General features: G+C 57.5%; 16 protein-coding genes. 8 read left to right on the top strand and 8 right to left on the bottom strand.

The genetic code is table 11. The features are described 5' to 3' along the window. Positions 1-42 precede the first annotated feature (42 nt). The 4 genes from der to R3F50_19580 are packed head-to-tail and all read left to right on the top strand — an operon-like array spanning position 43 to position 4,580. A complete protein-coding gene (gene der, locus R3F50_19595; protein ID MEZ5492491.1) occupies positions 43-1,458 on the top strand; it encodes a ribosome biogenesis GTPase Der in 1,416 nt (471 codons plus the stop codon). Next, positions 1,455-2,765, top strand: coding sequence for an alpha/beta hydrolase (locus tag R3F50_19590; protein MEZ5492490.1), 1,311 nt, complete (start codon positions 1,455-1,457; stop codon positions 2,763-2,765). The genes der and R3F50_19590 overlap by 4 nt, the downstream gene beginning before the upstream one ends. Before the next feature lie 46 nt (positions 2,766-2,811). After that, a complete protein-coding gene (locus tag R3F50_19585) occupies positions 2,812-3,795 on the top strand; it encodes a threonine/serine dehydratase (GenBank protein ID MEZ5492489.1) in 984 nt (327 codons plus the stop codon). A gap of 59 nt (positions 3,796-3,854) precedes the next feature. Further along, positions 3,855-4,580 (top strand): glutamine amidotransferase, encoded by a 726-nt coding sequence (locus tag R3F50_19580; GenBank protein MEZ5492488.1) that lies wholly within the window; start codon positions 3,855-3,857, stop codon positions 4,578-4,580. A 238-nt stretch (positions 4,581-4,818) separates the two neighbouring features. Here R3F50_19580 and R3F50_19575 read toward each other — a convergent pair whose 3' ends face one another. The 3 genes from R3F50_19575 to xseA form a co-directional block, all read right to left on the bottom strand. Next, on the bottom strand, positions 4,819-5,526 hold the full coding sequence (locus R3F50_19575) for a DsbA family protein (protein MEZ5492487.1): 708 nt from the start codon (positions 5,524-5,526) through the stop codon (positions 4,819-4,821). 136 nt (positions 5,527-5,662) lie between these two features. Beyond that, positions 5,663-5,998, bottom strand: coding sequence for a DUF3307 domain-containing protein (locus R3F50_19570; protein ID MEZ5492486.1), 336 nt, complete (start codon positions 5,996-5,998; stop codon positions 5,663-5,665). Positions 5,999-6,481: 483 nt separating this feature from the next. Next, complete coding sequence (gene xseA / locus R3F50_19565; GenBank protein ID MEZ5492485.1) at positions 6,482-7,882, bottom strand: exodeoxyribonuclease VII large subunit; 1,401 nt, start codon at positions 7,880-7,882, stop codon at positions 6,482-6,484. A 371-nt stretch (positions 7,883-8,253) separates the two neighbouring features. Here xseA and R3F50_19560 point away from each other — a divergent pair, with 371 nt between their 5' ends. Further along, positions 8,254-9,006, top strand: a complete 753-nt coding sequence (locus R3F50_19560; protein ID MEZ5492484.1) for a methyltransferase domain-containing protein — start codon at positions 8,254-8,256, stop codon at positions 9,004-9,006. A gap of 25 nt (positions 9,007-9,031) precedes the next feature. Here the strand turns inward: R3F50_19560 and R3F50_19555 are convergent, their stop codons facing one another. From R3F50_19555 to R3F50_19545, 3 genes are read right to left on the bottom strand one after another with little or no spacing between them, the layout of a single operon-like run. After that, a complete protein-coding gene (locus R3F50_19555) occupies positions 9,032-11,230 on the bottom strand; it encodes a PQQ-binding-like beta-propeller repeat protein (GenBank protein ID MEZ5492483.1) in 2,199 nt (732 codons plus the stop codon). Continuing rightward, complete coding sequence (locus R3F50_19550) at positions 11,227-12,570, bottom strand: cytochrome c (protein ID MEZ5492482.1); 1,344 nt, start codon at positions 12,568-12,570, stop codon at positions 11,227-11,229. The genes R3F50_19555 and R3F50_19550 overlap by 4 nt, the downstream gene beginning before the upstream one ends. Before the next feature lie 41 nt (positions 12,571-12,611). Further along, positions 12,612-13,496, bottom strand: a complete 885-nt coding sequence (locus tag R3F50_19545) for a hypothetical protein (GenBank protein MEZ5492481.1) — start codon at positions 13,494-13,496, stop codon at positions 12,612-12,614. 108 nt (positions 13,497-13,604) lie between these two features. Here R3F50_19545 and R3F50_19540 point away from each other — a divergent pair, with 108 nt between their 5' ends. Genes R3F50_19540 through R3F50_19530 form a run of 3 tightly spaced genes read left to right on the top strand, consistent with a single transcriptional unit; the run spans position 13,605 to position 16,645 of the window. Next, positions 13,605-13,739: a hypothetical protein gene (locus tag R3F50_19540; protein ID MEZ5492480.1), complete on the top strand. Its 135-nt coding sequence runs from the start codon at positions 13,605-13,607 to the stop codon at positions 13,737-13,739. 28 nt (positions 13,740-13,767) lie between these two features. Beyond that, complete coding sequence (locus R3F50_19535; protein ID MEZ5492479.1) at positions 13,768-15,822, top strand: PQQ-binding-like beta-propeller repeat protein; 2,055 nt, start codon at positions 13,768-13,770, stop codon at positions 15,820-15,822. 40 nt (positions 15,823-15,862) lie between these two features. Next, on the top strand, positions 15,863-16,645 hold the full coding sequence (locus R3F50_19530; protein MEZ5492478.1) for an MBL fold metallo-hydrolase: 783 nt from the start codon (positions 15,863-15,865) through the stop codon (positions 16,643-16,645). Between the two features lie 194 nt (positions 16,646-16,839). Here the strand turns inward: R3F50_19530 and cysN are convergent, their stop codons facing one another. Both cysN and cysD read right to left on the bottom strand, forming a co-directional pair. Then, complete coding sequence (gene cysN, locus R3F50_19525; GenBank protein MEZ5492477.1) at positions 16,840-18,735, bottom strand: sulfate adenylyltransferase subunit CysN; 1,896 nt, start codon at positions 18,733-18,735, stop codon at positions 16,840-16,842. Beyond that, positions 18,735-20,225 (bottom strand): sulfate adenylyltransferase subunit CysD, encoded by a 1,491-nt coding sequence (cysD, locus tag R3F50_19520; protein ID MEZ5492476.1) that lies wholly within the window; start codon positions 20,223-20,225, stop codon positions 18,735-18,737. The genes cysN and cysD overlap by 1 nt, the downstream gene beginning before the upstream one ends. Positions 20,226-20,391 lie beyond the last annotated feature (166 nt).

Below are 20,391 nucleotides of genomic sequence, written 5' to 3'. Positions count from 1 at the left end.
CCCGCGGGCATTTCCCGTCAATTCAACACCCAGTGGATCGCCATGAGGCCTGTTATTGCCCTGGTCGGACGTCCGAACGTCGGCAAATCGACCCTTTTCAACCGACTGACCCGCAGTCGGGATGCGCTGGTGGCCAATATTCCGGGGCTCACCCGTGACCGTCAGTACGGGCAGGGTATGCTCGGCGACCGAGCCTATATCGTTATTGATACCGGTGGTATCACCGGCGATGAGCAGGGCATTGACTTTGAAATGGCGGCTCAGTCACTGCAGGCCGTAGAAGAAGCCGATGCGGTTCTGCTGCTGATGGATGCTAAAGACGGTCTCACCCCGGTGGATGCCAACCTGCTGGAGCATCTGCGAAAAAGCAACAAAGCGGTGTCTCTGGTAATCAACAAGGTCGATGGTCTGGATATCGAGCAGGCACTGGCCGAGTTTTATGTCACGGGTATGAGTGAACTGTTTCCCATTACAGCGACCCAGGGGCGTGGCGTCCGCACGATGATGGAGCAGGTCCTGTCCCGGTTTCCTGTCGAAGACGAGCAGGAAACCCAAGCGAGCGGGCCTGGACAGGGCATCAAGATCGCTATTGCCGGGTGCCCCAACGTCGGAAAATCCACCCTGGTCAATCGGATGCTTGGAGAAGAGCGAGTGGTGGTTTTTGATCAGCCCGGGACCACCCGCGATAGCATCTACATACCCTTCGAGCGGCACGGACACCACTACACCCTGATCGATACAGCGGGCATCAGGCGTCGTGGCAAGACCCGGGAAACGGCAGAAAAGTTTTCCGTGGTGAAATCACTGCAGGCCATTCAGGATGCCAACGTCGTGGTCATGGTCATCGATGCCCGCAAGGGTGTTGTCGAACAGGATCTGCACCTGCTTGATTACGTCATCCAGGCGGGTCGTGGCCTCGTGATTGCCTTGAATAAGTGGGATGGCATGGACGCTGAGCAGAAAGCCCACGTGAAGACAGAAATTAAACGACGTCTGTCGTTTGCCGATTTCGCCCAGGTGCATTTTATCTCTGCCAAATACGGCACCGCCGTTGGGGACCTTTACAAATCGATTCATAAGGCCTACGACTCGGCCAAAAAAGAATTGTCCACCAACGTGCTGACCCGGATTCTGCAGGCGGCAGTTGCCGAACACGAGCCGCCTTCGATCAACAATCGCCGTATCAAGTTGCGCTATGCCCACACAGGTGGGCACAACCCTCCTATCATAATCATTCACGGCAAACAGACCGAGAAGCTTCCGGATTCCTATCGGCGTTACCTGGAGAAATATTTTCGTCAGGTGTTAAAGCTGGAAGGAACGCCGGTCAGGGTGGAGTTTAAGAGTAGTGAAAATCCTTTTACGGAAAAAGAAAAAGACCTGAGACCCCAGCAGGTGGCCCAGAAGCGCCGTATCAGGAAAAACCGTCAGGCAAGAAAGGCCAGGGTCGGGTCGTGACTCGCAGGAGGCTGGCCGCCTGGGTGCTGATTTCTGGCGCGCTCGTATTGTTTCTGTACCTGGCAGTCAGAATCCCCGCAACAGAAGCGCGCTTCCTGCCTTCAGAATCGGCTGCCTACATTCCTGCCGAGAGTGTGCCCTACGCTGACTATATTGCCGAGAACCGGCGCCGGATCCGGCAGGCACTGGAAGTTGGCTACTTCGCCCGGGAAGAACAGCCATTCGGCCCGGCGTACTCGGTGGATGTTGTTGTTTCAATGCGCGCCCCATTCGAAATACGTCCGGCGCCTGGTCGCTGTGACTCCCGGGCCGCAATGCCGGGTGCCGGCTTCCTGTTGATTCACGGACTGACCGATTCTCCCTATCTGCTGTCTGAAGTAGCTGCGAGGCTGGCGGAGAGGTATCCGTGTGCCTACATTCGCAGCCTGCTGTTACCGGGTCATGGTACTGTGCCCGGGGACCTTCTGGATGTTTCTCTGTCCGACTGGCGGCAGGTGGTTCGCTATGGCGTGCAGAGTTTTTCCGGTCAGGTCAGCGAGTTACACCTCATTGGCTATTCCAATGGGGCTACCCTGGCTATCGACTACCTGCAGGAACATCCAGAAGAGGATTCAATCAGCAGTGTCATTCTGCTGTCGCCCGGCCTGGCGGCAGCCCAGCAATCCATAGCCCTGGCGCCGCTGTTGAAATATGTGGTTGCCTGGGCCAGCAGGGGAGCGGACCGGGATGCCGCCAAGTACGATTCTCTGGCGACCAACGCGGCCGCGCTTTTTTACCAGTTGACGCGCAAGATTACCGGGCCGGAACAACCGGTTCTGAAGCGGCCGGTTTTTATGGTGGTCAGCGGGGACGACACAACGGTCGATACGGAATCCGCCGCGGAATATTTCTGCCAGCGGGCTACGGCACCAGGCAGTAAACTGCTCTGGTACCGCAGCAAAGTGACCGATACTTCGCCCTCGGTAGACTGTCCGGGACTGGAAATTGCCGATGTAGAGGAGCCGGATTGGCGATTCGTCAGCCATTCCCACGTGGCCATCAGTATGCCGCCGGATAATACGCATTATGGGCTGGATGGGCATTACGCAATCTGTTCTGCTTATGGCAAAGTGCCTGAATTGCTGGATCAATGCTACACAGACAACCGCAATACGGTCTACGGAGAAAACACCGTGCGTGACGAGAGCCTGCTCTTTCAGGGCAGGGTGGTTCGGCGCGCCTCGTTTAATCCGCTGTTCGATGAACTGATGAAAGCCGTCATCTGTTTCGTCGAAAACAGCTGTCCTGGACCTGCCACTTCAGAATAAGTAACCGCTGGCCTGTCAATCGTCATTCGATAGAGGATTTTTCATCATGGCTGTAACTCTGGACGACATTCGCGCCGCCAGTCAGCGCCTGGCCGGGGTCGCGCTACGCACCCCCCTGCTGAAATCCATGGAGTTGGACCGCCGGACCGGTGCTGAGGTCAGTATCAAGCCGGAGAATCTGCAGCATATCGGCGCGTTCAAGTTCAGGGGAGCCTATAACCGCCTGAAGCAGTTCGATGAACGCCAGCGGCGCCGTGGCGCCGTGGCATTTTCCTCGGGTAACCATGCCCAGGGGGTGGCGCTGGCAGCAAAACTTCTGGGTTTTCCAGCGACCATCGTCATGCCGAAAGATGCACCGGCCGTGAAAGTAGAAGGTACCCGGGCGTTAGGGGCAGAAATACGTTTCTATGATCGCTGGAGCGAATCCCGGGAAGAAATCGCCGCAGAGATCGCCGAGAAAACCGGCAAGACCGTGGTGCCGGCCTATGACGATCCGGACATTATTGCCGGTCAGGGTACCTGCGTACTGGAGATAGTCGAGCAGTTGCAGGAGGCTGGAAAGCATCCTGACAGTATTCTCTGCCCGGTGGGCGGTGGTGGCCTGATTGCCGGGGTCTCAACGGCGGTGAAGAGTCTCGAACCGGCTGCGCAGGTAATCGGTGTTGAGCCGGAAGCGTTTGATGACCATCTGCGCTCTCAGCGCAGCGGCACGCGGCAGGGTATTGTGGGTGGAGGCCAGTCAATCTGCGACGCCCTGATGGCCCCTATGCCGGGAACCCTGACCTGGTCTATCAACCGGAAGACGGTGGACAGCTTTGTCACTGTATCTGACTCAGAGGTGGAACAGGCCATCGCCTTTGCTTTTCGCCATCTGAAACTTGTTGTCGAGCCGGGCGGGGCAGTCGGGTTGGCCGCTTTACTGGCTGGCAGACTGGATGTCACAGGCCAACGTGTGGCCCTGATATTGTCCGGTGGCAATGTGGACCCGCAGTTATTCTGCCGCTGCCTGACGAGTGACCAGAGAGTTTGATGGTGAGTCAGGTCAATGCAGTGAAAATGGCGTGAGTCTAAGATCCAGGCGAAGCGATAATGAAGAAAATTGTCATCGTAAAAACAGGTCAGACAGTCGCTTCGCTGTCGGCGGCGGGTGAGGATTTCGAAGACTGGATTATTGCCGGTAGCGGATTGACCGCGCAGCGGTTTGAGATTGTGCCGGTATTCGCTGGCGCCCCTCTGCCGGAACCGGGCGCGTGCGAGGCGTTGATTGTGACCGGTTCGCCCGCCATGGTTACGGACCGGGAGCCCTGGAGTGAATCTGCCGCTGCCTTTCTGCAGCGGGCCCATGAACAGCATATCCCCATACTGGGCATCTGCTACGGCCATCAACTGCTGGCTCATGGTCTGGGTGGGCGGGTAGGGTATCACCCCCTCGGGCGCGAAATCGGCACGGTATCCCTTGCGCTGACAGAGTCGGCACCAGGTGATCCGTTATTCCAGGGTTTGCCCGGCAGATTTCCTGCGCAGGTATCCCATAGCCAGACAGTTCTGCAGTTACCGCCCGGCGCGGAATTGCTGGCCAGCAATGACTTCGAGCCCCATCATGCTTTCAGGGTCGGGGCCACTTCCTGGGGTGTCCAGTTTCATCCCGAGTTTTCAGAGCGGGTGGTGAAGGTCTATATCAACGAGAGACGCAGTCAACTGCTGGCCGAGCACCTGCATCCAGACGCCTTGCTGCAGACGGTAAGACCCACGCCTGAGTCGGCGAGCCTGCTCAAAAGATTTGCAGATCTGGTGGAGGATCTGGCCTCTCATTAGCAGGCAGTAAAAAAGCTGTTGGCTGTGCACACAACGTTTTTAAACAGCCGCTCAGGTCGTGGAAAGAAAAGGCGGCCAGCTAAGAATAGTCGCAGGTTAACCGCCGCAGCAGTTGCGGGAACGGAGAGTCTGAGGTGGATACCGGAGCTATTGGTCAAAAGCAGCGGCAGCAATTTTTGCGACCTGCTGTGGCTGGCCAGGGAGCGCATGGCAAGCAGGCGCCTCGCCAGCCGATTTGCTAGCCGCCGGATGCCGCCCCGTAAGCTTCGTTAACCAGTTCGACCAGCCCTGTTACCGTGGTTATTGATGCCAGATCGCCGTTGATGAACACGGTCGGCGTGCCGCGCACTCCTGCCTGGGTTCCTCCCCGCTGATCATTTCGCACCTTCTGAATGACCTCGTCGGTATCCATGTCCGCGTGCAGTTGTTCGACATCCAGGTTTAACTCCAGCGCATAGCTGTCCCACTCATCCATTGGGTTGCCGGAGGGTCCCCACAGGGCCTGGTTGAGAAACAGGTAATCATGCATTTCCCAGAAGCGCCCCTGTCTGGCCGCGGCCTCGGCATAAAGCGATGCCCGGAATGCGTTGGGGTGCGTGGCGGTAATGGGAAAGTGCCGGAAAACCAGGTGCGCCCGGTTGCTGATTGTGGGCCAGGCCCGTGACATCAGCTGGTTTTCCTGGGCACAGGCAGGGCATTGGAAGTCCGCATAGACTGTAATCGTAACCGGGGTCGCGGGGTTGCCCCGGATGTGATCGTTTTCCGCTATTTCGACCGGTGAATAAGTCGGCCCTTGGGAGAAAATGGTAAACAGGACCAAAAGTGCAAACAAGGGAGCAACCACGTACAACCCAACCTTCAGCATCAGTTGCCTGCTCTGCTGCTTCTTGGCTTCGGACTGCTGCTTCTGTTCTTTCTTTAATCGTTGTTGCTCGCGCTTATTCATTGCTGGCTCCGTGAATGGGACTGTCATCGCAAACGGCTACTATAAACGCATTCAGGGTAGGGTTCAAAACTGACTGCGGAAGGTTGATAAGCAGAACCGGAAACAGCCGGAAGCTCCTTTATTATTTTAGGGTTGCTCAGAGAAGTGCGGCGTAGATGATCTTGAAGGCTACATGAATAGCCTGATCCTGGTGCAGGCTCAGGCGGCCTTCACATTTCAGGAAATCGACTATCCAATGGGACAGGGTCTCTATTAAACCGAGTAGTACATTGCCGGTAATCAGGAACACTATTCCGCCATGTATGAGGGAGTGCCCGGTCATCCAGTAGCACCAGTGAGGAAACAGGCCTTGTTCTTTGTCGTGTATTGCACTGTTCCTGTTTTTACCATAGCCCATCGCCTCGGGCTGCAGAACAAAATCAGCCAGGGCATGACCTACAAGTAACATAAACAGTGTTTCCAGAAACTGCATGATCTCTTTCCAGCAGGGTTGCTATTTTTCTTTTCCCTTGCATTTGTCAGGGCTTTTAACCGGGCTTTTCTCAGGGACCGCTGCAACTGACCATTGAGAGAGGCTACTTTCTCACGAGAGTATTTTTGGTAACTAGATCTACCGCACAATTGTTCCTGCAAAGCTGTTGTTCCATAGGCTTTTTGCAAGCAGGTTCACAGGCGAAACGTGCGCTGGCGCAGGTCTGGTCAGTTCGGAAATTGACCAGGGAGAAATCGGGGTGCAGGTCTGCCAGTGTTGTTCTCATCAAGGTTGGCAAAGATAAAAAAAGATTGATCAGTGCTATGCGCCTGGAGTGGCGCGGGTTGCATCAGTGACGGGTTGCATTGACACAACAGTTCGCGGATTCAGCGAATACGCGTTGGGTTGATTGATTGTGTGCCAGGTTGCACATTTAGTGTCGGAGCAGGAAAGAACGTTACGGGCGGATTGGGCTGCTGAGATTCAGTTCTTGGCGGTATTGTCGACAATGCCGACCACCTTCGATTCGATGGAGCCACGCTGCAACCTTGTAGTGATCAGTTGGCCAGGTTCTACTGTCCCGGCATCCCTGAGCACGCTGTCATTTTCCAGATAGGTAATACTGAAGCCTCTGGCCAGTGTGTTCAGGGGGCTCACCGCATTCAGATTCCGCACAAGCTGTTGCAGGTTGCTGCGTCGAATTCTGCAGGCAGTCGACATGGTCAGCGCCAGGCGCTTACGCAGGTTTTCACTGCTGCCCTTCAGGCTGGCTATTCTTTGCTGTGGCGAACTGGACAACAGTGTTCTCGATAATTCCTTCAGGGTGTTGTTGCGTCGCTGCAGTTGCCAGTGCAGGGCACGCTTAAGGCGACTGTCGAGAATGTCGAGAGTCTGGGCATGATCCAGCAGGCGCTTGCCCGGGTGTTTAAGCTGCGTGGTCAGCCAGCGCAGCTTCTGCCGGGCCTGGATCAGTTTACGGCGCATACAGCCGGTCAGTTGCAGGTGCTTTGCCCCCAGTGCCTGAAGAGTGTCCTGCTGGTCAGGGCTGAGTAATTCCGCGGCGGCGGAAGGAGTGGGTGCCCTTAAATCCGCCACGAAGTCGGTGATGGTAAAGTCGATTTCGTGGCCCACTCCCGACACTACCGGCAGGCTGCTGGCATGGATTGCCCGGGCAACGGATTCTTCATTGAAGGGTTGCAGATCTTCCAGAGACCCGCCACCTCGGGCTACGAGCAGCACATCCAGGTTGAGCTTCTCCGCCAGCCGGTTGGCCCTGCCGATCGCCTGAACAATGGCTGGCGGGGCTTCTTTACCCTGTACCGGAACGGGCAGCACGGTTATCCGTGTAGCAGGGAAGCGGCGTCGCAAAACGGTCAGGATATCGCGGATTGCCGCACCGGTCGGGGAGGTGATGACCCCCACATGCCGAATCCGTGCGGGTAGTGCTTTCTTCGCCGATGCATCGAACAGGCCTTCCTCGGCCAACTGTGCCTTGAGCTGTTCGAAGGCCCGTCGCAGTGCCCCGTCGCCGGCTTCCTCCAGATCGTCGATGATTAACTGGTAGTCACCCCGGGCCTCGTAGAGGCTGAGGCGCCCCCTGGCGAGCACATTATTGCCGTTGCCGGGACGAAAGCGCACCTTGCGGTTGTCGTTGCGGAACATGGCGCAACGGAGCTGGGAGTGCCGGTCTTTGAGGGTGAGGTACCAATGTCCGGAAGCCGGGGTGCTGAAGTTGGAAATTTCCCCTTCCACCAGAACGGCGGGGAAATTGCCTTCCAGCAGCGAGCGGGCCATGCGGTTCAGGCTGGTTACCGACAGCACCTGGGGGCGGGCTGGCGCGGTCGTGGCGTCGTTTAGCGGGGCGAAGTCAGGGAGCAGGGCCATGGGCGTAGTCTAGCGCAAAGCGCTACCGTGATCTCTACCCGCACCGGTAAATTTCTGACTGACCTGCCAGCAGTGCGCTGTCCGATTCCCGTAATCCAGCATTTCGAACTCTGAACCCTGGACTCCGGCCCCGGAATCTCGAACCGCGCAGACCTGACCCAAACCTGCATCGTAGCCGGGCTGGTGGATTTTAGCCGGGAGTCCGACTTTGAGTTTCCCTGGCAGTGACTTTCATAGTAACCTGCACCCTGATCTGCGGTCCTTGGGCGTCCTTGTTGGACGTCAGCAGTGTAGCCCCAGCCGGCAATGTCCGGGGGAGGGAGGGGCCGCTCGTCGATTTGAGGAAAATGACAATAAAACAGGGTATTACTATGAGAACATTGTTAGCTGCTACAGCAATTTCACTCACTTTTTTCTGCTCGGTTGCGGCCGCTCTGGATGTCGCGGCCCTGAATACCAAGCTGGCCGATGACCCGCTGCGACCGGAAGCGGATAAAGCCCGTGATGCCGGCAGAAAACCAGCTGAAGTGCTGGATTTCCTCGGCGTGGAGTCGGGCATGACCGCGATCGACCTGATTGCGGCGGCCGGTTACTACACCGAAGTGCTTTCCAAGGCTGTTGGTCCTTCCGGCATGGTCTACATGCAGAACTCACCTGCGTCACTGACCGGCCAGCGGGGCGAGCGCACCACGGCTGCCATTGATGCAAGATTGGCCAACAATCGACTGCGTAACGTGGAGCAGCTTAACCGTAACCCCGATGACCTGGGGCTGGCGGACAATTCCGTCGACGTGGCGGTTATTGCTCTGGAGTTCCACGAACTCTACCTGCAGGATAATCCCGATGCAGTCGCTGAATTTCTGGCCGAGTTGCGTCGTGTACTGAAGCCTGGTGGCGTGCTGGGAATCATCGAGCATGCCGGACACCCGGTTTACGATCCGGGTCCTTTGCACAGAGCGCTGGAAGCTCAGGTAGTGGCCGATGCTCAGAAGGCCGGTTTCTTCGTATCCGCCAGCAGCCCGCTGCTGGAAAACCCGGACGATGATCGCAGCCTGGCAGTATTTGACAGCACCATTCGGGGTGCGACCGACCGCTTTGTCCTGCGTCTGATCAAGACCCGGTAAAACCTCTCAGGCTGGGTAGCCCGGATCAACGGGCTACCTGACCCTCCGTTGTTCCCAGTTTGAATACGTAAAGCGCGTTGTGCCCTTCCGGGCTGACCAGTTCCGGTGTCAGGAAATTGCCAATGCGCCAGGGACTGCCGCCTTCCCGGCCTGCGGGTATGGCAATGTACTGTTCACCATCGATGGCATAAGAGATTGGAAATCCCTGCACGGAAGTGGCCAGCCTGGTGCGCCAAAGTTCCTCTCCGGTCTCCACGTCCAGAGCGTGCACCACTCTGTCATAGTCACCGATGATGACCAGCCCGCCGGCTGTGGTAAGCGCAGCAGTCAGAAAGGGCGCCCGCTGTTCGATACTCCAGGATTCCTCCAGAGTCTCTACATCGTAGGCAGCGAGCTTGCCGAACCTGCCGTCAGTGCCCGGCATTTCCATCCATCTGCGATCCCCCTGGTTGCCGCCCGAACCGATTTCAAACGTGGTCGTGCGGGGTGACATTTCCATGCAGGATTGGCTGAGCGGGATCACCAGTTGTCGTGTCGCCGGATGGTAGGCGCTGGATTGCCAGTTGTGACCGCCGGCGGTGGAGGGGCACACTGACAGCCATTCACCCACCTGCATGTTGCGAATATCCTCGCGGTAGCGAAGTTCCCCGGTCTCGATGTTGACTTCCTCGAAGACGTTTTGAAAGACAGTCTGCGTGAGGCCCAGGAATTGACCGGTGCGGCGGTTCAGTTTCCAGAGGATGCCGCTTTTCCCAATGGTGAGCAGGTAGGGTTCATCAGCCACATCCACCAATACCTGTTCAAAGGCTTCATCCATATCCAGAGACTCGCCCGGTACATGCTGCCGGTACCAGACCAGACGACCGTCCTGCGGATCAAGGGCAAGGGTGGAATTGGCATACAGAGTGGCATCTTCGGTGGTGAGGCCCCGGCTTGCCGCCATCCATGGCTTAGCCTGCGCCGTGCCGAAAAACACCAGTCCCAGCTCGGGGTCCCAGCTTCCAGTAAGCCAGACGTCGGCACCGCCGCGAAACTCCACTGGCAGTCCGCCCCAGCTGGCGTCGCCTGGCTGGCCGGGTTGCGCCACGGTATAAGTCCGCCACAGCTCGACCCCACTGCGAGCATCGTGGCCGGTAATAAAGCAGCTTTCCGGGTAAAACTGCTGGCAGCCGTTGATGCCGTTGATTACCACGCCGTCAGCGACAATGGGTCCGCTGCTGTTGGAATAGCCGTGGCTCTCGTCGGCCAGTTCCGTATCCCACCGGACGACACCGCTGCGGGCGTCCAGGGCTACCAGATGGGCGTCCGTAGTGGCGACGAAAACCAGGTCTTCCCACAAAGCCAGGGTCCTGAGATTGCCACCCTGGCGCCCGCCGGCGGGGAACTGGCGGCGGTATTCCCAGAGCAGGGTACCATCTCTGCCATCCAGTGCCTGAATGACGTTACCGAAGTTCGGGATGAAAAGGATGCCGTCCCGGACCAGAGGGGCCGGCTGGCTGCGTCCAGGTTCCATACCCCATACCCAGGCCAGTTGCAGCCTGCCTACGTTGCTCCGGTCGACCTGGGATAGCGGACTGTACCCCTGGCTCTGGGGTGTGCGCCGCCAGTAAACCCAGTCTGCGGCGGGCGGGTCTGCCAGGTCCGCCGTGGAGACATTGGTAAAGCCGTCCACCGACTGGAAGGTGCGGGTAAGCGCCGTATCGGTCTGGAAAATCGTGCCAACTTCCGGTGCGCGGTTCCGGGCTTCCGGGGAAGGGCGGGTGCCGGGGCTGCCGGGTGCCGGGTAGCGGATTTCCCCGCTGGCGGGTCCGGTGATCTGCGCGGCGGCGATCATCAGGCCCGGGGTCGCAGAGTCCAGGGGCGACTCACCGGCAACAATACCGTTAGCCTCCAGCAGGAAGGCGGTAACATTGGCGTAATCAGAGTCTGCCAGGGAACCGGGCGCCTGGGGCGGCATCGATTGTTGCAGGTAGGCAAGGAACTCGCCGACCTGGCGCGGCCCCCAGTTATTGACGAAATTGCTGCCCGTCAGCGCCGGTGACTCAAAGGCGCCCTGCAGATTCGGCAGGTGGCAGACTGCACAGGCTGCCTGGTAGATTCTGCCGCCTTCATCGGCCTGGGCAGAGAGAAAACCGGCCTGGGACTGGGAGTTGGCCGGGAATGCGATGCTGAGCCACAGGGCTGTGCCCAGGCTGAGGCGGTCAAGGATAGAGACAGTCTTCATCGTCCGGCGCCCAGGCGTAGGGTTTGCTGCCTTGCCCGTCGCTCGCTAACGGCGCGGCTGAACTGTTCCTCGTTCATGTAAGTGATACCGACCCAGGCATGGCTCATTTCGTCAACGCCCCGGCGGCCGAAAACCACCCACTGGTTGGGGTCGGGGTTCAGGGGATTGTTGGCCGTATTGTCAAACACGGAGGTAAATTGCAACACCGTGCCTTTGGGCAGCAATGGCTTTACATCGTCGTCGTACTGGTAGGAAATCTGCCAGTTGTGGTTGTACTTGTTAACCTGGCTGAGCACTTCCTTGCGGCCGTCGGGGTAAATGGCCTCCATGGTCATGACTTTGCCACGCATGTGCAGATGCGGGCGAAAACTGTGAATCGTTGCCGGGGATTCGAGAATATGGGTGCCCTGCAGAACCTGGTAGCCGTGGGGCGGTATGAGAATATCCTGCCCTCGCGCCATCCCGTTACCACCATCAACCCGCATCAGCACCTCGCCGGCTGTTTCCAGTTCCGGCCGCTGGTCCTCCGGATAAAACCACAGCCCTACCTCAACCACGTCGGCCGGACCTTCAGCGCCGACCGGGAAATAATGCAGATTCCAGGCAATGGTGCCACTGGTCGGTACCCGCATACCGGTGCCCTCAGGATAAATCTCGAATGACTTCCCAACGCCATAGCGTGACAGTGCTACCTGGCGCCTTTCCCCATCGGGTATCAGCACCGCATGCCCATGATGAACCACCTTTTTACCCAGGGGATACGACGGTTTGAATTCTGCCGCGCGAAGCCAGCGTTCCCGGCTCAGGCCCTGAAATCTGACGTTGGGCATCCACCATTGGTCCTGGCCATTGGCGATGACGTCGTAAGGGGTGGACTTCAGAATAATATCCGGCGGTCCCAATTGTTCTGCCAGTTGCCATTGCTCCCCACTGGGAAGCTCAACAGCCGGTGGCAGGTCGGCCGGGTTGCCCTCCGGCGAGCCAGCGTCCACCCAGGCGGCAATCAGTGATATTTCCTGGTCGCTCAGGGAGATGTCGTTCTTGAAGCTCTGTATGCCAGTGGTTCTGTCCAGATGCCAGGGCGGCATGATACCGCGGGTCACGCGATCCTTGATCAGCGCTGCGAAGGGTTGTACCTGCTGGTAGTTCATCAGGGGCATCGGGCCTATGCCTTCCGGGTTGTGGCAGGTCTGGCATTTCTGCTGCAGAATGGGCGCCACTTCGCGGGAATAGGTTGGTGGCCTGTCACTGTCCTGGGCTGCAGCGTTTAAAGGAAACAAGCCTGCGAGGATGAGATAACCAAGGACTGATTTCAGGGTGGGCTTGAAACTGACGTTCATACAATGCTCCTCGCGGTTGGTCCGGTTGGCTCAGCAGGCTGTTAGTCGGTTATGTTGACATGAAAATAGGCGTTACTGTGACAGCAGTAGAATTCAAATGCGGCCACGCTGTCGATTGTCTGCAGGCGGATTACGTAATCTCCCGGCTGGTCGAACAATACGGTTACTGACGCTGCATTCCGATTGCTGGCAACTTCGGATTCCGCGATGCTGAATAAGACATTACCGGGGCCGGAGTGCTTCGACCAGCCCACCCACACGCGCGGATCCGGGTGCTCTATCCAGGCACTCAGTTGCACAGCTGTGCCGACAGACCCGTTAATCGGTCGACGGGAGTGAATTCCGACGCGTCCGCGCACTCCTGCACTGTCCGGGCGCAGCCTGACCAGCGGGGCGATGTCACCGCGGCCATCAGAAACAGGTTCGTCAAGAATGTAGGCAGGCAGGGTGTGGCCCGGTACGCTGAGCGTCTGCCCGTTGGTGGTCAGGGACCAGACTACGGTTTCGTCGCGGGGAAAGCCGGCAGGTACAGTAACGGTGAAAACGCAGAACTTGTGTCGATAACGCGGCGGTACCGGTTCGAAATGAGTAGGCAGCAGGGCTTCGAATCGGGAGTCACTCAGCTGGTTCAATGGCCCGACCGGCACATCAAAAGACTGTTCAGTATTGAGGTTGAAGTAGCCGAAACACAGGGTACTGGTCCCATCTGCATTGGGAAACCAGCCGTCAAACAAGGGCACTACCGGCTGCCCGCTGGGGCGAATCACTTCGGCAGACCAGATCTGATCCGACAAGGGAATAGCCTGTCCAAGGGACTGGGCGGGGATCATTCCCGCTCCGAATGGTACTGCCGCGATCAGCGCGGCCTGAAGCAGGCAGGTTGTCTGGCGCAGGATGCTGGTGGTCACGGTTCGTAAGAGAGTCATGTTTGAGATGAGGTTTATGGGGTAACCTTCAGATATTCATTGTTATTTTTTTTCTATCTATAGGCGGCTTGCAGGTCCCCGTGCACGTCCCGGGGAGCGCCTTCAGAAATGGTAATTGATAGCCGCCGGTTTGTCATGCCGGGTGGTATTGTCGACCGGGATCAGGCCTGTGCTAGACTTCCGGGATTACTGTATCCTACGGATTCTCAGGCCGACGTGGGCATTGGTCCGCTGCGTCAGTGATCGCATAACAATAATAACGGTGTCATCTATGGTTAATCGGCATTCAGTGCTTGGTCCCGCCTGGTTATTTCTCCTTTTGCTGACAGCTGTTCACGCCAGCGCGCAGAAGGGGGCTGCCGATGGGGAATGGTCAACTTACGGGGGCGACCTTGGTCACACCCGCTACGCACCCCTGGGTCAGATCGACGGGGACAATTTCGCAACGCTGGAAGTGGCCTGGCGTTTCAAGACCGACAATCTGGGAGCCACCCCCGAATATCGTTTTCAGTCCACGCCGCTGATGATCGACGGTATGGTTTACAGCACTGCCGGGACCCGGCGCGCAGTCGTGGCCCTGGACGCCAGAACCGGGGAACTCAAGTGGGTTTTCAGTATTGATGAAGGTGAGCGGGCGGCCAATGCGCCCCGCCAGCTGTCGGGGCGGGGCCTTGCCTTCTGGCAGGATGGTGAAGAACGCCGTGTAATTTATGTGACACCTGGCTATCAAATGATTGCTCTGAATGCGGAAACAGGCCGGCCGGTTCCAACGTTTGGCGTTGATGGAATCGTCGATCTAAAGCAGAACGCAGATCAGCTGATTGACTTGATTAGCGGAGAAATAGGCCTGCATGCTACGCCTGCCATTGCTAAGGACGTCATTATCGTGGGCGCTGCACATCGCACTGGAGGCAATCCCCGCAGTCGCGAGAATGTAAAAGGCTTTGTGCGGGGGTTCGATGTCCGCACCGGAGAACGGTTATGGATCTTCCATACCATCCCGTTTCGTGGCGAGTACGGTTATGAGTCCTGGTTGAACGGCTCGGCGGAGTACACCGGCAACACAGGTGTCTGGGCTCAGATTTCGGTCGACGAAGAGCTGGAGACTGTCTATCTGCCGGTAGAGGCCGGTACCGGGGATTATTACGGTGCTTATCGCCCTGGCGATAATCTGTTTGCAGAATCGCTGGTTGCCGTGGACCTGCATACTGGCGAGCGCAAGTGGCACTACCAGCTCGTGCACCACGGAATATGGGACAACGACATTCCCTGTGCTCCCATACTGATGGACATCGTAGTGGATGGCCGGGCTGTGAAAGCCGTAGCTCAACCTACTAAACAGGCATTTCTCTATGTGTTCGACCGCGAAACCGGGGAGCCGATCTGGCCGATCGAAGAACAACCGGTGGAGCAGGGTGATGTGCCGGGTGAATGGTATTCGCCAACTCAGCCACATCCTGCCAGGCCACCCGCTTATGACCGGCAGGGCGTCACCGTTGACGACCTGATAGATTACACGCCGGCGCTGCGGCGGCAGGCCCTGGAAATAGCCAGCTGGCATAAGCTGGGCCCGTTGTTTACACCACCAGTGGTCAGTCAGATTGACGGCCCGCTGGGAACCCTGATGGCACCGTCGACAGGCGGCGGTACGAATTGGCCGGGTGGCTCGTTCGACCCGGAAACCGGCATTCTCTACGTTGCCTCCAACAGCTCAGTGACTAGTCTGGGGCTCGTGGCCCCTTATCCAGGGCAGTCGGACATGGCCTACATTCAGGGCAATGCTGTTACAGGGCCGCGTACTTCCGGGGGCGCAGGCTCCAGTGCGGGAGGAGGCAGAACAGAATTCAATGGGGCCGGATCCAGTACGCCGGGTTCGCGGCGGGGTAATCCACCGCGCAGCCTGCTGGTGGAGGGGTTACCGCTGCTGAAACCGCCCTATGGCGTTATCAGCGCAATCGACATGAATAAAGGAGAGCTGCTCTGGAGTATTCCTCATGGTGAGACACCTGACCGGGTAAAAAATCATCCGGCCCTGCAGGGGCTCGAAATACCCCGCACGGGGCAGGGTGCTTCGGTAGGAACTCTTGTTACCGCGTCACTATTGATAGCGGGCGAGGCGGAGGCAACCACTGGTGCGGACGGTCAGCGCAGTGCCTGGTTGCGGGCCTATGACAAGACCAGCGGAAAGGAGGTGGGTGCCATCAGGCTGCCGGCGCCACAAACCGGGTCACCCATGACTTACAGTCTTGACGGTGAGCAATATCTGGTTGTAGCCGTCAGCGGCAGCGGCTATTCCGGCGAGCTGCTCGCCTACCGGCTGCCCTGAACAAGGCAGCAGACCAGTTGACAGGTATCAGGAGCAAAGCATGAAAAAAATTGCCGGTTTTGTTGGTGGCTTTCTGGTTTCGGGTTCGCTTGTTTTCGCGGACAGTGTGCCCGGGGAGTCAGGCCCTGTCGAGATCAAGCCGTTGATTCATTCGAGTGTGCAGCTTTTGTACCAGGGCAGAGTAGTGCAGGTTGACCCCTGGGATCGCCTTGGGTTGCCGGGTGCCGAAGTCGCTGATCTGATACTGATTACTGACAACGTCGGCCATCACCTGGATGTTGCTGCCGTCGCGAAATTAAGCAGGCCTGAAACGCCGGTGGTAATTGCCGCCAACGGGCGGGACCAGTTACCGGAGGGCATTGTGATGGCCAACGGTGAACGCCTCACCATCGCGGGTATTACAGTCGAGGCGGTGGCAGCCTACGACATTATTCCGGGAGAGCCTTCCCACCCCAAGGGGGAAGCTAATGGCTATGTGGTGGAGCTCGGCGGCAGGCGCTTCTACTTTGCCGGTGTGACGGAGTGTGTCGATGAAGTCAAGGCGTTGGAGGATATCGATGTGGCTTTCCTGCCCATGAATGTGCCGCTTGGACGAATGACACCGGCGGCTGTGGCCGAGTGTGCCCGACTTATCGCTCCGGAAGTGGTTTATCCCTATCACTATGACCAGGATTACGCGCGTCGTGCCCTCAACCCCGCTTACCAGGGGCCGGGATTACCGGGCAGCCTGACTGTTGAGCAGACGCTGCAGCGCCTCGTGACAGAGCTGCAAGGCAGTGGAATCGAGGTCAGGTTGGGGGATTTTTATCCGCCGCTTGATTGAGGAGCCGCTCTCCGGCGCCCTGTTAACTGTCATTCACTGGCGGCGGGGCAGGGTTGTTGGTGAGGCGACCCGGGCCCTGCAGAGCTGGAGGTGTGCGCGGGCGCCTTGTTCAGGAATGCAGGTTCAATAATTGAACTCGGGCATGCAGGCTCACACACTCACCTCGCTGCTCACTCGACTGTTTCCAGCCGCGGTTATATTTCCTCCATAGCGGTCAGTACCCGGGCAACACTCTCCTCAATCGATAGTTCCTCTGTGGGCAGGGTTATCTCTGCTGCCTCGGGAGCCTCGTAGGCGCTGTCGATGCCAGTGAAGTTGGGCAGCTCACCTTTGCGGGCCTTTTTGTAGAGCCCTTTCGGATCCCGCTGTTCGGCGACTTCGAGTGGTACGTGGATATGGACTTCCAGGAATTCTCCCGGATCGAATAGCGCTCTGGCCATGTCCCGTTCCGAGCGGAACGGAGAAATGAACGCCGTCAGAACCACCAGTCCGGCATCGACCATCAGTTTCGCCACCTCGGCAATTCGACGGATGTTTTCCACTCGGTCGGCATCCGTAAAACCCAGGTCCTTGTTCAGGCCGTGGCGGATATTGTCGCCATCCAGGATATAGGTGCGCACGCCTTTCTTGTGCAAGGCCTTTTCCACGGCGTTGGCAACTGTCGATTTGCCCGATCCGCTGAGTCCGGTGAACCAGAGGACCCGTGGGCGATGACCGTTCAGTTTGGCCCTGGCATCCTTGTCTACGGTCAATGCCTGGCGGTGCACATTCTGGGCCCGGCGCAAAGAAAAATTGATCATGCCGGCGCCAACTGTGGCAAAGCTGTAGCGGTCGACCAGTACAAACGCGCCGAGGTCCCGGCACTGCTTATAGGCTTCGAAAGGGATCGGCTGATCCAGATTGATGGTCACTTCTCCAATGTCATTCAGTTCCAGGGAGCGGGACTGCAGCTTTTCGAAGGTGTTGATGTTGTACTTGTACTTGATATCCGTGACAGTGGCATTAACCCGCATGGTGCCGATCATCAACCAGTAGGAGCGCCCCACGAACCCCGCTTCGGTGTCCATCCAGACCAGCGAGGTTTCGAACTGATCGGAAACCTCTGACGGCGAATCCGCGGCCACGATGACGTCACCACGACTGATATCGATTTCCCGGTCCAGGGTCAGGGTTATCGACTGGTCGGTAACAGCCTCTTCCATATCTGCCGAATACAGGTTGAGAGTCGCAACATTGGCGATCTCTCCTGACGGCAGGACCCGGATGCTGTCGCCGGGTTTTACTTTGCCACTGACGATCTTTCCGGTGTATCCGCGGAAGTCCGCATTGGGGCGGTTTACCCACTGAACGGGAAACCGGAACGGAGCGGCGTCCTGGGAATGAGTGATCTCTACTGTTTCCAGAAATCCCAGCAGGGTCGGACCTTTATACCAGGGTATATTGCCTGAGCGTTCGATCACGTTATCACCCAACAGGGCAGAAAGGGGGATAGGAGTGACGGTTGCGAACTCAAGGTTCCGGGCGAAGGCTTTGTAGTCTTCGACAATGCTATCGAATACATTCTGTCGAAAGCCCACCAGGTCCATTTTATTGACGGCAAGCACTACGTGTTTGATACCCAGCAGGGAAGTAATAAAGGAATGTCTGCGGGTCTGGGTTAAAACACCCTGCGAGGCATCGATCAGAATCACAGCCACGTCCGCGTGAGAAGCCCCGGTTACCATGTTGCGGGTAAACTGTTCGTGACCTGGTGTGTCTGCCACGATGAATTTGCGTCTGTCGGTGTTGAAATACCGGTAGGCCACGTCGATGGTGATACCCTGTTCGCGCTCTGCCGCCAGTCCATCGACCAGCAGGGCGAAATCAATCTCGCCTCCCTGGGTGCCCAGCTTTTTGGAATCCGATTCCAGCGTTGCAATCTGGTCTTCAAAAATTGACTGAGCTTCGTAGAGCATTCGTCCGATCAGAGTGCTTTTTCCGTCGTCAACACTGCCGCAGGTGATGAATCGCAGTTGATCGAGGGTGGCCTGATTTTCGATATAGGCTTTTACTTTTTCCAGTGAGGCCTGTTGTTCGTTAGCCTTGCTCATCAGAAATAGCCCTCCTGCTTTTTCTTTTCCATGGAAGCGTTGGAATCCTTGTCAATGACGCGCCCCTGTCGTTCACTGCTTCTGCTCTGCAGCAACTCCAGTACTATCGAGGGCAGATCATCGGCATCCGATTCGATGGCGCCGGTCAGAGGGTAACAGCCAAGAGTTCTGAACCTTACCTTCTTTATCTGCACTTTTTCATTCTCGAATAGTTCGGTGCGGTCGTCGTCCAGCATCATCAGCATACCGTCGCGTTCCACCACGGGTCGATAGGCTGCGTAATACAGGGGGATAATCGGTATCTGCTCCCGGTAGATGTATTGCCAGATATCCAGTTCGGTCCAGTCAGACAGCGGAAAAGCGCGAATGCTGTCGCCAGGCGCTTTGTAGCCGTTGTAGAGATTCCACAATTCCGGTCGCTGTCGTTTAGGATCCCAGCGATGGCTGCTGTTGCGGATCGAAAACACCCGCTCCTTGGCCCGGCTTTTTTCCTCGTCGCGGCGAGCCCCTCCCAGGGCTACATCGATCTTGTAGTGATCGAGTACCTGCTTGAGACCTTCGGTTTTGGTTATGTGGGTATGCAGTTCACTGCCATGGTCGAATGGGTTTATGTTTTTTTCTATCGCTTCCGGATTCACATGAACGATCAGGTCCATGCCGCTTTCGCGGGCCACCTCATCGCGGAATTCATACATGGCCTTAAATTTCCAGCGGGTGTCGATATGCACCAGTGGAAACGGAGGCGGACTGGGGTAAAAGGCTTTACGAGCCAGGTGTAACATGACGCAGGAATCCTTGCCAAGGGAAAACAGCATGGCTGGGTTTTTCGCCTGGGCTACCACCTCCCTGAGGATGTGAATGCTGTCCGCTTCCAGCCGATCAAGATTGCTCAGAGTATGGCCGGATTTCATTGCCGCAGGGGGGATGTGCCAGTCAGCATTGGTGCTGGGTTCGTGATACGCCGGCAGGCCGAACTGTATCTGCCTGCCTGAGGCCAGTGGTAAATAAGGCGTATCAAGCTGTTTCTGCAGGGCGCGAATCCTGGCCGTCACGTTGCCATGGGGGAACAGCAAAACGTTGCGTTCATCTGCAAGCGCCTTGAGGGCCTCGGTCAGTTCCTGCTCGTCTTGGTCGGAAAGCAGGTATACCCAGCGCCGTCCTCCGCGCAGATCGTTACTGAACAGGACCCGCAGACCATCCTTGTTGAGGTATTCCTGCAAAATCAGCGTGGTAAAGCGTTTGCTCCTGGCGTTCTGCTGCAGGGCGTTCAGGACGTTAAGCCTGGGATTCCGACCGGATTCGTCCACCACTTCCTTAACGTCCAGGGTGGTGGGGATCAGGTTTGAGGATTCCAGGGCGCGCTCCGTGGTTCGGAGCGAGGCACTATTCGTGGTGCCGGCGAGGGTGTCGTGGACAGATTGTGTATCCCATGGGAGCCACGCACCGTTTTCGGTATAGCGGTTCTGGCGTACATCGGCAGGCAGTGTCATGTCGCAAAATCCATTTATCCGGTGATTTTGCTAAAATTACCAGCGTTTCCGAGCAAGTCAACAAATTAAATTGCAAAAAGTGCAAAATGCGACAGAATTGGCAAAAAGCCAGCCTGCCCGCCCCGGTTACTGGTCGCCGGCCCGGACAAATTGAGTGACCAGGTCA

It is taken from the genome of Gammaproteobacteria bacterium (genome assembly GCA_041395725.1).
Classification (GTDB): domain Bacteria; phylum Pseudomonadota; class Gammaproteobacteria; order Pseudomonadales; family Pseudohongiellaceae; genus NORP240.
The sequence above is the reverse complement of the archived record's forward strand: the minus strand, read 5'-3'. Positions and strand labels throughout refer to the sequence as shown.